Consider the following 13,653-nt stretch of genomic DNA (forward strand, 5'->3'; position numbering starts at 1 on the left):
GAACAAACCAATGAAGAGAATATTAGCTTTAATGTTATGTATGATTTTAGCTTTAAGTCTGTTTACGGGCTGTGGGCAATCTAAAAATCAGAGTAGTGAAAAGGCCTCGGCTGGGGCAGATCCAATTAAGATTAAACTTGCCCATGTTGTCAATGAAAAGGATGGATTCCATATTGCCGCTTTAAAATTTCAAGAATTAGTTAAAGAAAAAACTAGTGGCAAGGTTGAAATTGAAATATTCCCTAATGCCACATTAGGTGATGAAAGAACATTACTTGAGGGTATGCAGATGGGAACCGTTGATATGGGTATCATAACTAATGGGCCTGTGGCAAACTTCGTTGAAGAGATAGCCGTATTTGAATTGCCATTTTTATTTGGTAGTCCAGAGGAAGCTTATAAGGTACTAGATGGGCCAGTTGGAAAGGAACTATTAGGTAAGCTAGAGGATGTTAATTTAAAGGGATTAGCCTATGCGGAAAGAGGTTTTAGGAATCTAACAAATTCTAAAAAGTCTATTGAAACTGCAGAGGATATAAATGGATTAAAAATAAGAGTTATGGAAAACCCAGTTTATATAGACACTTTTAAGGCTTTAGGAGCAAATACAGTACCTATGGCATGGACTGAAGCTTTAACTGCTTTACAGCAGGGGACTATAGATGGGCAAGAAAACCCAGTCAATGTTATATATTCCTTTAAATTATATGAGACACAAAAATATTTATCTATGACAAGACATACCTATGCACCTGCCATATTTGTGATGAGCAAGCAAAAGTTTGAAAAATTACCTGAGGATATGCAAAAAGTTGTTATGGAATGTGCCCAGGAGGCAGCAGAGCATGAGCGTAGGATAAATGCAGAAAATGAACAAAAGCAGATAGAGGAATTAAAGAAAAACGGTATGGAAATTGTTAATCCAGATTTACAGCCATTCAAGGATACCGTTCAAACAGTATATGAAAAATATAGTGATAAGTATGGTGAATATATCAAGCGTATTCAAGAAGAGCTAAAATAGTATTTGAAAAATGATATAGAGATTCTAGTAAAACTATATGACTAATCAAATTAGCCCTAGTGAAAACTAGGGCTAAAAAAAAGTAAAAGGAAGGATTTTTATGAGAGTAACAAAGGCTTTAAGAAACCTTAGTGATAATATAGATTCATTAATAATGAAGGTGGTTTTTGTAACCATTGTAGGGATGATAGTATCGATTTCTTTACAAATTATTTTTAGAGTTTTTTTTGATGCATTAACATGGACAGAGGAATTATCTAGATATTTATTAGTTTGGTCTACCTTTTTAGGTGCTACCCTAGCCTATAAAAGGAGTATGCATATTTCTGTTACCTTTTGCGTTGACTTGTTCAAAAATACAGCTAAAAAAATAGTAATAGTATTTAGTATAGTATTATCCCTATTATTTTTTGTAGTTGTAGCTTGTTTTGGGATCAAGTATATGTTAATGCAGTCAACTCAAGTTTCAGCAGCCCTTCGTATACCTATGAGATGGGTATATATAGTTATTCCAATAAGCTTTATTGTGATGGCTGTTCATGGAATCACAGGAATATTAGATGAAATATTTAAAGTAAAGGAGGTAAAATAATGGTACAATTATTATTTATTACCTTTTTCATACTGCTTTTATTAGGAGTCCCAGTTGCCATAGCAATAGGTATATCCTGTATGGTAACGCTTTTTACTCAAGATGTTCCCTTGGTCATATTGACTCAAAGGATGTTTGCTGGAACCGATTCATTTCCTTTGGTTGCAGTACCATTTTTTATTTTATCCGGTGACCTTCTTGCAAAGGGTAAGGTATCGGAGAAACTCGTAGAATTTGCGGATTCCATACTTGGTTTTTTCAAGGGAGGCTTATCAATAGTTTCTGTTTTAGCAGGTATGTTTTTTGCAGCTATATCGGGATCCGGTGCGGCAACTACTGCGGCTGTAGGTACCACATTAGTTCCCGAGCTAAAAAAGAAGGGGTATGATGAAGCTTCTTCAGCAGCTTTAATAGCGGCAAGTGGTACTATAGGTGTAGTTATTCCACCATCGGTTCCCATGATACTCTATTCTGTTATATCGGATCAGTCGGTTTCTAAGCTGTTTCTAAATGGATTCGTACCTGGTATAATGATGGGTTTAATGCTCATAGGTATATCTATAAAGCAAGCCATAGATAGAAATTACCCTACAGGAGCAAAGTTTAGCGTGAAAAATATCTGGAGAACATTTAAGGATGCCATATGGGGTCTTTTAACTCCTGTGATCATACTTGGGGGGATTTTTTCGGGTTACTTTACACCATCGGAGGCCGCTGTAATAGCAGTCAATTATGCATTGATAGTTTCTTTATTCATATACAGAGATATGAAGCTTAAGGATGTATTTCAGATAATATGTAAATCGGCTATGACCATGTCTGTAGTCATGTTCATAATCGCAACATCATCAATTTTGAGCTGGATATTAGCTAACTGGAATATACCTACAGCTATAGCCAGTGGAGTTTTAGCAATGTCATCGAATAAATATATAATAATGCTGCTGATTACAATAATAATATTGATAACAGGAGTATTTATGGAGACTGCATCTGCACTAATAATTCTTACCCCAGTATTTTTACCATTAGTAGATCAGCTTGGTATCAATCTTATTCATTTTGGATTGATAATGGTAATGGGATTAGCCATAGGAATGATTACACCTCCTGTTGCAATAAACCTGTATGTAGCGTCCACAATCACTGATCTGCCAATCGAAAGGATTACTAAGGCTATACTACCCTATCTGTTTGGTTTGATAATAGTGTTGTTGCTTATACTATATTTACCCTTGGTATTTCCTATAATTTTTTAAAGTAAAAGAAATATAAATTTACGTTTGTAGAGTTCAATTTAAGTGAGAGAGCTACTGAGAATCCTTTTACGTTCCTCCCACAAACCAGTTTATCATTTGAATAAAAAGAGGACAAAACAGGTTTGTAAAGGTAACTAAAAGGAAACCTCAGTGGCTATTTTTGTTGCTGAATTTTTATTAGCGTACATCTATGAATACTAATATTTTATAAATCCTTATACAAAAGTCCAGCTTCGTTAGGGTTCAAACCAAGGGTTATAGGTTTGATTCTCTTGGAGATGGACTTTTTTAGAAAGTAAAAAATATGATATAATTGGGTAAAAAACTATAGGTAGCTTTGTCCTATAAATTTGGGATTATATTGTACCTAATTATATTTGTATCAAAGGATGAATAAAATATGAAAAACATTTTGAATTTTCCTTCTAAAAGTGAAGATATACAAAGGTTTGAGTGGGGCGAGGTTATGTGGCTTCATGAACCTAAACAGCACAGTCTTGAAAGAATGAGTGTTGGTTTAGTAAAACTGTTTGCAAAATCAAAGCATACAAAGCATTCTCACTTTGGGGAAGAACAAATACTATATACATTACAGGGTGAAGGAATACATCAAATAAATGGTGAAGAGAAAATAATCAGTGAGGGTATGTTTTTGCATTGTCCACCTTATTCAGAGCATGAGGTTACCAATAGGGAGGATACAGACCTTATATTGATGATTATATATACCCCGGGAAAGACCATGGATTTTCAGCCAAATATGTCCCTTATAAGCAGCAAAAATTTATTGGATTATGTAGATTTAGGTATCCTTGAAGGGATACAAAGGGATATATCTAATCTTTTACAGCTTTCCGTAAAGATAACCGATGGCAAAAAAATTGATATAACAAAGTTTACTAGCCAAAATTCTTTTTGTGAATTATGTCCCTATAAAGGGGATTGTAAAGAAAGCTTAGTTTCAGTGATTAAAAGTCCACTTTCAAAAATAAAGGATGTTTGCATATGTAGAAATGGCCTAATAATGCTTTGGAGTCCCATATTAGTAAAGGACAATATCATAGGATATATAAAATGTGGACACCTGCTTATTAATAGGCCCGATAATATTGAAGACACCTTGCAGCTAATATCAAAAAAACATAAAATAAGCTTTGAGGATTTGAAAAGGGCTTATAATGATATACTGTTGATTCCTAAAAGTAGACTATATGCCTTGGTGGAATCCTTGATGGTGGCTTCAAAATATATAACTGGAATTATCGAAAGTAATATAATACAGAGTGAATTAAAGGAGAAAAATAAGCAGATTATTCAAAAGATACAGGATAATATTGATCTTGAAGATGCTTTAAATGAATCAAACAAAAAGCTGTTAAAATATGAAATGAACTCTAAATTTAATATGAATAAGTATATTGAGGATACAAAGGATCATATATACAACATTGATTATCCTTTTAAACAGGAAATGGATTTAGAAAATTGTGTGAGGCAATTAGATAAAGGTAGAAGTATAGGGATTGTTAAAGATATTATTAAGAATTATCGGGAAAAAAATATTCCCATCACCATAGTTAAGGATGTTTTTATTGAACTATTCTCTGTAATATCAAAGGTAATATATAAAGAAACCCATGATTCCCAAAGTATATCTAAAATAAGGAGAGAATATAAAATAATAATCAACAATGCCCGTGATTATTCACAATTACAAATAATAGCTGAAAAAATTATTGATAATTGCGTCCAGATACTTACACCGATCCTTAATAAATATGATAAAGGAATAATAGATGAGGTCAATATATATATAAAACAAAACTATTACCAGGATTTAAACCTCAAGTCCATAGCAGAAAGATTCTATATTAGTCCCAATTATCTAAGTAAGATATTTAATGAACAAAATAAGATGTCATTATCGGACTATATCAATAGAATCCGCATAGAGAAAGCAAAGCTATATTTAGTAAATACAAATATGAAGATAGCCATGATAAGCAAAAAAGTTGGATGCAGTAATATAAGCTATTTTAGTCATATATTTAAGAAATCAGAACAATGCACACCTAAAGAATACAGATTAAATCATAAGGAATAGCTGTGGGGATTTTACCATAGGCTGTGAAATCCCTATAAAATTAATATTAGTATTCAAACGAATGTTCTAAATAATACACATGGTAATATTCGCAAATTCATTGACTATTACCATGGATTTTGATAGTATTAGATGTGTGCGTTCGGATTTAATGTTTTGAAAGAAGGTGTAGGAAATGTCAACCGTAGTTATTGTTGGAGCACAATGGGGAGACGAAGGTAAGGGTAAGGTAATAGATTATTTAGCTGCTGAGGCAGATGTAGTTGTTAGAGGACAAGGTGGAAATAATGCAGGACATACTGTAGTAGTTGGAGATAAGAAGTATGCTCTTCATTTAATTCCTTCGGGAATACTATATCCCGAAACAATTAATGTAATTGGAAATGGAGTAGTCTTCGATCCAGAAGGATTTTTAAAAGAAGTTGAAAATCTTGAAGCGGAAGGTGTTAGTACTAAAAATATTAAGATAAGTGATAGAGCCCATGTAATATTTCCATACCATAAGGTCATAGATGCTCTTTCTGAGGAAGCTAGAGGAGATCAAATGATTGGTACCACTAAAAAGGGTATCGGACCATGCTATATGGATAAAGTAGAAAGATCCGGTATAAGAATATGTGACCTAATGGATAAAGAAATATTTATAGAAAAGGTCACTGCTCAAGTAAAGAAAAAGAATGAAATAATAGAGAAGATTTATGATTCGGAGTCTGTAGATAAGGATGAGATTATAGAAAAATACTTAGAATATGCTGAAAAAATAAGGGATTATGTAGCTGATACCACAGTTATAGTATATGATGAGGTTAAAAATAATAACAAAGTTCTATTTGAAGGGGCTCAAGGAGCATTACTTGATATAGATTTAGGAACTTATCCCTATGTAACAAGTTCACATCCTATTTCCGGTGGATTTACGACTGGATCAGGGGTAGGCCCAAACATGATTGAAGAGGTACTTGGCATAGCTAAGGCATATACCACAAGAGTTGGTAAAGGGCCCTTTGTTACTGAAGAGGATAATGAAACAGGAGATAGAATCAGAATAGCAGGAAATGAATTTGGCACAACAACGGGTAGAGCGAGAAGATGTGGATGGTTTGATTCTGTAATGGTTAAGTATTCTGCTAGAATAAATGGTATGACATGCTTATCCTTGATGCTTTTAGATGTACTTACTGGATTTGACAAGATCAAGATTTGTACAGGCTATAGGCTAGGAGATAAAATAATAGATAACTTCCCGGCATCCTTAGAAACACTAGGAAAGTGTGAGCCTGTTTATGAGGAACTTGAAGGCTGGAATGAAGATATATCTGAGGCTAAAAGCTTCGAGGAGCTACCGGAGAATGCTAGGAAATATATAGAGAGAATAGAACAGTTAGTAGGAATACCTGTAAAGATTGTTTCAATAGGGCCAAAACGAAGTCAGACAATAGTTAGAGATAGTATATTCAGATAAAAACTGTGGTCAGCAATGGCCGCAGTTTTTTATAATTACAATGCTCCAAGAATAGATGTTATAATTGTTCTTGGTAAATATTGTAGATGAAATTACTATTAGGAGGTTAAGTATGGGTAAAAGAATATTGAATTTTTTTAAAACATCCAAAATATTTTATATAGGAATACTTCCTATTATATATTTAGCCATTAATACTGGTATCTATAAATCTAATCAAAATCCTATAAAACGGTATGTTATCGAGAATCATTCTGCTGTAGAAATATTTATGCCGAATGTAGGAATAGGCTTTATACATGGGATTCTGACATTCTCTATTTTAACTATACTCTGGATTTTTATTATAATATTAGGTACTAATTTTAATAAAGACAAGCCCTTTATTAAAAGGTTTTTTATATTAGGAGAAATGTCCGTAGACAATATTATAACCAAGTTATTTTATACAGGGATTATTGTAGTATGTTTTTGGGCTTATGTTTTTAAAACCTATTTCGGTACTATTATATTTAACTTTATTAGTTATGATATTGATTACAGCAGACTGTTTACTTTAATTATTTCATATATTATTACATTTGCTGTCGGACTTATTTTATGGAAGATCATATGTGAATTATTGGTCATTATCTTTCGTTGCTTCGAGATTTATTATGAATCAAAGAAAAAAGAAATGGAAGGATAGCTATAGAGCAAATTGCATAATTACTTTCTATAAAAACCATCTACCACATGTAGTTTTAAAATCCCAATAGCTATACCACCAAATATGCTTATATCTTAAGTAATTAAATTAAGGATGATATTCGCATATGCAATTATGCCAAGTAAGAGTTATGCAATTTCATCTATAGAGATTCCAGTCAAAACTTTAATTTTTGGAAATCTATATACAAGGCATATAACCCTAAAAGCGTTTCGTTTTGATGACGCTTTTTTTATACAAAAAATGAAAAAAAGAGACATATGCACCTTATCATACATCCCTTCTTATATAATGGAGCTGGTGATGGGACTCGAACCCGCAACCTGCTGATTACAAGTCAGCTGCTCTGCCAATTGAGCTACACCAGCCAAAAAGAAACTCACCCCGCTTGTTTTATCAAAGCGGTACTTGCCTTTTATTTGTCCGACGGACAAACTATCAAAAATGTACTTGCCCTATATTTATCTTACAGATAAATATAACTGGTGACCCCTAGGGGACTCGAACCCCTGTTACCGCCGTGAAAGGGCGGTGTCTTAACCGCTTGACCAAGGGGCCAAACTATTGTGATACAAAGACATCAAAAATGTACTTGTCTTCTATTTGTCCTACAGACAAATAGAACTGGTGACCCATCCGCGACTCGAACGCGGGACACCCTGATTAAAAGTCAGGTGCTCTACCGACTGAGCTAATGGGTCTTGCTCACAGTTATATATATTACAGTAGAATATCTAACATGTCAACAAAAATCTACAATATTTTTTATGTATAATTTGGATAAAAAAATCCACCATGAAGGCGAATTCTTTAAAAAATAATATTAGTTTACTTCCCATCTTAAATCGGGGCCATAGAACTCAAGCATTTCAAATCTACCAAATATTCTTGAAGAAACTCTATGACTATAGGTATTGGCTATATCGATGGGACCAAGATTAGTTGAAACTATGGTTTTTTTGTTTTGAATGATTCTATTGTTAATTATATTGAAAATTTCTATATTAGTAAAAGTATTAGTAAGTTCAGTACCTAGGTCGTCTATGATCAATAGATCGCAGTCAAAAAGTAGATCATAACTCATTCTAAGCTCCGGGGTTTTATTTTTATTAAACTTATATTCTTCAATAATTTCAAGTATTTTAAATGCGGTTTGATATACGACTATTTTACCCTTATCAAGTAGGGCTTTTGCAATACAGTTACATAAGAAGGTTTTACCTAGACCAGTTGTGCCATAAAAAAGTAGATTTTCTCCATTGTTTTTACCGAAGTTGTTAACAAAACCCTCTGAAACACTTAAAATATTAAGCATATTTTCTCTAGGGGTTAAATCTTCATCCTCAAATTTCTTATTAGAAAAAATATTTATATCAAAGGTTTGAAAGTTTTCATTGTTTAATGAATTGGATAAATTAGACATAGCATATGCTTTATCAATCAATTTCTGCTTGAAGCATTTGCATTTTTTACCATTTGATACAAAACCCGTATCCTTGCATAGCTTACATGAATAGTTTATTTCTAAAAAGTTTAAGGGTATATTATTCTCAGTTAAAAGTATGGCCTTTTCTTGCTTTAATTTTTCTGTGTACCTTTTAATCTTTTCGACTTCAACCTCATAGTCAGAAGGATTTTGAAGGATTGTCCTAGATAGCTTTATGCCTATTTTTGAGATTTCATCATCAAGATCCTTTAGCCTAGGAACTATGTTATAAACTTCGGCCTTTCTATATTGGAGTTCTTTCTCAGCATCATCTCTTCTTTTTTCGTACTTAAGCAATATATCTTTGATAAAACTTCCATTCATAAAGTCACCTACTTTACTTTTTAATTCTTAACATTTTCTTTAATTGGTCATCTGAGTATTCAATAGGTCTTTGTTTAAAATTATGAAACTTATTGTTTTTAGCCTTACCAATTCTAGTGTTTTGCTTCTTGCCAGTAGTTCTTTTTTCTTGATTTCTGTTTTCAGCTTCCTCGGGGGTTTTAAGACCATCATTTTTCCAAGCTAATAGTATGCTGTTTATATAATTTATACTTGGATTAGAGGTTTTTTTGGAATTCTCACAGGCCTTAAGTATTATATCTATTGAAAAATCCCACTTATCAATCCAAATATCCATGGTTTCCTTTTCAGCCTTAGAAGGTTGTCTAAAACTAAAACCAAGGGCTTTAAAGATTTTATCGTAATATATATATTTTCTATCGGAATTATCTAAGTGATCCTCAAGCTTTTCCAAATTGATTATGCCACCATCATACCAGCTCCTTATTATACCGCCAACATATCTAATGCTTTTTACGTTTCTTTTTTCAATACTGTATTCAAATGCTTTGATTATTATATCAGGATCCATGTTAAAGTTATATATCCATTCAAGTACAGTTATTCTTTCATTGACCGTTAGCTGTCTTCTCATAAGCTGATCTATCTGATAAAACATGTTTTTGATCTCCGGTATTTTATTTGCCTCCATTAGATCATCCGGTGAACAGTTATGCTCCTGTGTACTTTGAGGAGGCTGGGCCTTAGGAGTGCTTTTAAGTTCATAGTTATTATCTATATATAACTGTCTCAATGATAAAAATTCAACAATGAAATCATTATCATCTGAGGTATCCTTTGTATGCTTTTTAATTATTCCTACTTTTTCCCAAAACTCCCAGGCCTTTAAAACATCAACGAGGGGGATGTTTAGATGTTTTGAAATAGTATTATTATCAAGGATTATATTTTCATCTCTGTCACTCGCATACTTATATCCCAATAAATATACCTTGACATATGTACCATCAGCCATGGGCATGAAGTCATTGATAAATATATTTTCAATTGGTGTTTGACCAAAATCAATCTCTGTTGTCTTTTTTATAAAACTCATAAAAACACCTTCCATTTGCTCTTTAATATAGATTTCCAAAAGCTAAACTTAATTTATATATATCAAAATATCCCATGATTCTAGGGAGTTTTGATGTTTATAAATTAACTGTTTAACTGGAATATCTATATAGGGTTTTTATAGTATAAGTTAAAGTCTATACTAAAATCCCTATATAGCTATGCTACTAGTCTTTTTAATTTTTTTCATATGCCTAATTATATCATAATTGATGTTAACAAAGTAATATAGGGAATAAATTACAATTAAATAGATATATTTATATAGGAATGACATCTTAAATATTAGGTCATGGAGGATGATAATGTATGAAAAAATCTCCACTTAAAGCTTTAACAAAAATTAGATATATAAAACATAAGAAAGGCTTAATGACTTTCTTGATGATGGGGATAGCTTTATTTATTTTTGCAAATATATATATAATAGGTAAAACCAGTGTCATAGTTTTTGATGAACTAATGCCAGATGTAGAAGATATAAACGAGTATGAAATCAATGCCGTATTTTATGAGGAAGAAAAAATTATAGAAGCAGCTGAGAAAATTACCTACACTAATAACTGGTCAAAAAACATAAAGACTGTGTATTTCCATATATATCCCAATGTCTTTAAGGGCAAAGAAACTGTACCCTTTGATGCTGGTGAAATGGATAGAGCCTATGCGGATGGTTTTGAGCCTGGATATATTAATATCAATTCCATAAAATCCTCAAAGGGAGATTTAAGCTTTTTGATCATTGGTAAGGGTAATTCCATACTAAAGGTGAATCTTAATGAGGAATTAGAACCAGGAGATAAAACCAAGATATATATAGATTTCATGGTAAAGCTTCCACCTTCATATGGTAGATTTGGTTTTGGTAAAAATACAATTAATGTGGCAAATTGGTATCCTATAGCTTCGGTTATCGATGAAGGGGGCTGGAATCTTGACCCATATTATTCAATAGGCGATCCTTTCTTCAGTGATATTTCTAATTATAGAGTTGTGATGACAATGCCTCCCCGCTATGTATTAGCATCTACAGGGGATTTAATAAAAAAAGAAAGCATAGATGGAAATTCTAGATGGACATTTGAGGCTCAAAGGGTAAGGGATTTTGCCATGATTGCAAGCAATAGATATAAGATTATTGAAGATGAGACGGGGGACATTTCTATTAGAAGCTATTATTTTGAAGACCAATCTGCAGAACTTTCTTTAAAAGCGGCTAAGGATTCCATTGAGATATTTAATAAAGCCTTTGGAAACTATCCCTATAAACATTTTTCCGTAGCCGCGTCGGATTTTTTTATAGGGGGAATGGAATACCCCAAGCTGGTTTTTATAAATGAAGAGATGTATAAGGGTAATGATGAAATGCTTGAGTATATTATCGTCCACGAAACAGCCCATCAGTGGTGGTATGGGATTGTGGGGAATAATGAGATCAAAGAAGCTTGGTTAGATGAAGCCTTAACAGAATACTCTACTTTGCTATATTATGAAAATAAATATGGAAGGGAAGCAAGGGATAAGATGTATAAGGAAATGATATTAGGAGGCTACAATTTATATAGAAACTTTGATAAACCAGAAAATGAAGTCATATTAAAGCATCTACAGGACTTTAAAAGTCCTAGGGAATATCAAGCTCTAGTTTATTGTAAAGGAGCAATGTTTATCCAAAGCCTTAGGGAAGAATTAGGAGATGAAGCTTTTTTTGATATATTAAAAATCTATTTTGACAAATATAAATATAAAAATGCCACTACAGAAGACTTTATAAAAACCTGTGAAATGGTCTCAGATAAAGACCTCAACCCTATTTTTGAAAAATGGCTTAAGGGTATTGATGAATAAATTGTATGTATAAGCATATTCTATATAATAGCTTGTACCAATGTAACTTCACTTGGTCATATAAAAAAATAAACAAAAATACCATTAATTACAGGGATTACAGTTAAAGCTTTAATCTATACATATCAAAACTCTCCGGAAGTATAGGATATTTTGATATGTATAAATTAAGATTTACTTGGAACTCTTTATAGAATATGGTATACTATAAAAGCAAACATTACAGGAATATTACAAGATTCTGAATGTTCAAACAAAAGAAGCGTGGAAAACTTTTAGAGGAGAAAATTATGTCTAATTCAGATTATTTTAGTAGCCTCAAAAAATATATTAAAGAATATATTGATAAGTTTAAGGATATGAGGCAAAATAAAATATTATTAGTTTCAGCTGCTATTTGTATACTGCTTATAACAGTATTTTTGACATATAATAATGAACCAAACAATACAAGATTGACCAGTTCAGTTAAAGTAGAGAATTTTAGTATGCAAAAAGATTCTTCTAATGAAGGAGCTATGTCACAACCTAAAAAGGAAATAACCGGTATATCCAGTATAAAAGATGATATCTATGATATATTAAAAGTAAAAATACCCGTATATTCTATAAATGTTGATGGAAATGAGTTAGCTGCATTTAGAACAAAGCAAGGGGCGGACAAGCTTCTTGATGATATCATAAAGCCATTTACAGAGGGTGAAGATATCAAAATAGAAGAAGTTGGATTTAAAGAAGAGCTTAAGATCGTGGAGAAACTAGGAACTGTAGACGATCTACAGGCAAATGGTGGATATGAAGAAATACTACATTATATAACCAAGGGTACAAGTGAAACTAAAATACATAATATACAAAAGGGAGAGAACTACTGGGTTATTGCTGAAAAATACAATATAAAACCCGACGACCTTATAAAAGCAAATCCCGGAGTTAAGCCTGAAAGACTACAGATTGGACAAGAAATTAGCTTGGTAGTGCCAAAACCTATGCTAACTGTTGTTACAACTGAGATACAGCAATACAAAGAATACATAGCATTTGAAACAGAATATGAAGAAACAAATGTTTTATATAAAGGTGAAGTTAGAGTAAAGAAAGCAGGAAAAAAGGGTGAGCGAGAAGTTAAAGCAGAGGTATCCAAGGAAAATGGTATAGAGAAAAAAAGAGATATATTACAGGAAAATATAATTGCACAGCCCACCACCAAAGTAGTACTTAAGGGAACCAAAAATCCTCCTCCAAAGATAGGAACAGGAAAACTGGCTAAGCCGACAAGTAGAGGTGTAATAACTTCTCCATTTGGATGGCGATGGGGGAGAAGGCATACTGGAATAGATATAGGGCTTCCAATAGGTACTCCTGTAAAAGCTGCTGATGGCGGCAAAGTTGTATTTTCAGGAACTAAGGGTGGATATGGAAAATGCATTATTGTAGATCATGGTGCCAATATAAAAACGCTATATGCCCATAATAGCAAGCTACTTGTCAAGAAGGGTGCCAAGGTATTTAAAGGACAAACAATAGCCAATAGTGGAAATACAGGAAGAAGTACAGGACCACATCTTCATTTTGAGGTTAGAAAGAATGGTACTCCTGTAAATCCAACTAAATATGTTAAGTATTAATAATAGAGGAGTCTGATAAAGACTTCTTTTTTTATACACAATATATGACGAAGAAATCCCTTGATTAGTTCCATAAATATTAAGATGAATCAAAATATTGGTTTAAATTACCATATGAGTTT

The 13,653-nt window shown here is 32.5% G+C and carries 10 protein-coding genes and 3 tRNA genes; 8 read left to right on the forward strand and 5 right to left on the reverse strand.

Annotation, left to right across the window (positions count from 1 at the left end; all coding sequences use genetic code 11):
• Positions 1 to 10: 10 nt before the first annotated feature.
• From N4A68_14955 to N4A68_14980, 6 genes are all read left to right on the forward strand, one after another.
• Positions 11 to 1,024 (forward strand): TRAP transporter substrate-binding protein, encoded by a 1,014-nt coding sequence (locus N4A68_14955; protein ID MCT4565596.1) that lies wholly within the window; start codon positions 11 to 13, stop codon positions 1,022 to 1,024.
• Between the two features lie 100 nt (positions 1,025 to 1,124).
• Positions 1,125 to 1,616 (forward strand): TRAP transporter small permease, encoded by a 492-nt coding sequence (locus N4A68_14960; protein MCT4565597.1) that lies wholly within the window; start codon positions 1,125 to 1,127, stop codon positions 1,614 to 1,616.
• Complete coding sequence (locus tag N4A68_14965; protein ID MCT4565598.1) at positions 1,616 to 2,875, forward strand: TRAP transporter large permease subunit; 1,260 nt, start codon at positions 1,616 to 1,618, stop codon at positions 2,873 to 2,875. The genes N4A68_14960 and N4A68_14965 overlap by 1 nt, the downstream gene beginning before the upstream one ends.
• Before the next feature lie 400 nt (positions 2,876 to 3,275).
• Complete coding sequence (locus N4A68_14970) at positions 3,276 to 4,979, forward strand: PocR ligand-binding domain-containing protein (GenBank protein MCT4565599.1); 1,704 nt, start codon at positions 3,276 to 3,278, stop codon at positions 4,977 to 4,979.
• Between the two features lie 175 nt (positions 4,980 to 5,154).
• Positions 5,155 to 6,441: an adenylosuccinate synthase gene (locus N4A68_14975; protein MCT4565600.1), complete on the forward strand. Its 1,287-nt coding sequence runs from the start codon at positions 5,155 to 5,157 to the stop codon at positions 6,439 to 6,441.
• Positions 6,442 to 6,553: 112 nt separating this feature from the next.
• Positions 6,554 to 7,129, forward strand: a complete 576-nt coding sequence (locus N4A68_14980; protein MCT4565601.1) for a hypothetical protein — start codon at positions 6,554 to 6,556, stop codon at positions 7,127 to 7,129.
• A gap of 313 nt (positions 7,130 to 7,442) precedes the next feature.
• On the opposite strand, the gene N4A68_14985 is transcribed toward N4A68_14980, so the two are convergent.
• The 5 genes from N4A68_14985 to N4A68_15005 all read right to left on the reverse strand — a co-directional run bounded on the left by N4A68_14985 (position 7,443) and on the right by N4A68_15005 (position 10,035).
• A tRNA-Thr gene (locus N4A68_14985) sits at positions 7,443 to 7,518 on the reverse strand.
• A 115-nt stretch (positions 7,519 to 7,633) separates the two neighbouring features.
• A tRNA-Glu gene (locus N4A68_14990) sits at positions 7,634 to 7,708 on the reverse strand.
• A 67-nt stretch (positions 7,709 to 7,775) separates the two neighbouring features.
• A tRNA-Lys gene (locus tag N4A68_14995) sits at positions 7,776 to 7,851 on the reverse strand.
• 122 nt (positions 7,852 to 7,973) lie between these two features.
• Entirely contained in the window at positions 7,974 to 8,960 is a 987-nt protein-coding gene (locus N4A68_15000; GenBank protein MCT4565602.1) for an ATP-binding protein, read from the reverse strand.
• A gap of 13 nt (positions 8,961 to 8,973) precedes the next feature.
• Entirely contained in the window at positions 8,974 to 10,035 is a 1,062-nt protein-coding gene (locus N4A68_15005; GenBank protein MCT4565603.1) for a DnaD domain protein, read from the reverse strand.
• A gap of 329 nt (positions 10,036 to 10,364) precedes the next feature.
• Here N4A68_15005 and N4A68_15010 point away from each other — a divergent pair, with 329 nt between their 5' ends.
• Together N4A68_15010 and N4A68_15015 are read left to right on the forward strand one after the other, a co-directional pair.
• Positions 10,365 to 11,903, forward strand: a complete 1,539-nt coding sequence (locus tag N4A68_15010) for a M1 family metallopeptidase (protein ID MCT4565604.1) — start codon at positions 10,365 to 10,367, stop codon at positions 11,901 to 11,903.
• A gap of 290 nt (positions 11,904 to 12,193) precedes the next feature.
• Complete coding sequence (locus N4A68_15015; protein MCT4565605.1) at positions 12,194 to 13,531, forward strand: peptidoglycan DD-metalloendopeptidase family protein; 1,338 nt, start codon at positions 12,194 to 12,196, stop codon at positions 13,529 to 13,531.
• The last annotated feature ends 122 nt before the right edge of the window (positions 13,532 to 13,653 follow it).

This window comes from Maledivibacter sp. (genome assembly GCA_025210375.1).
Classification (GTDB): Bacteria; Bacillota; Clostridia; order Peptostreptococcales; family Caminicellaceae; genus JAOASB01.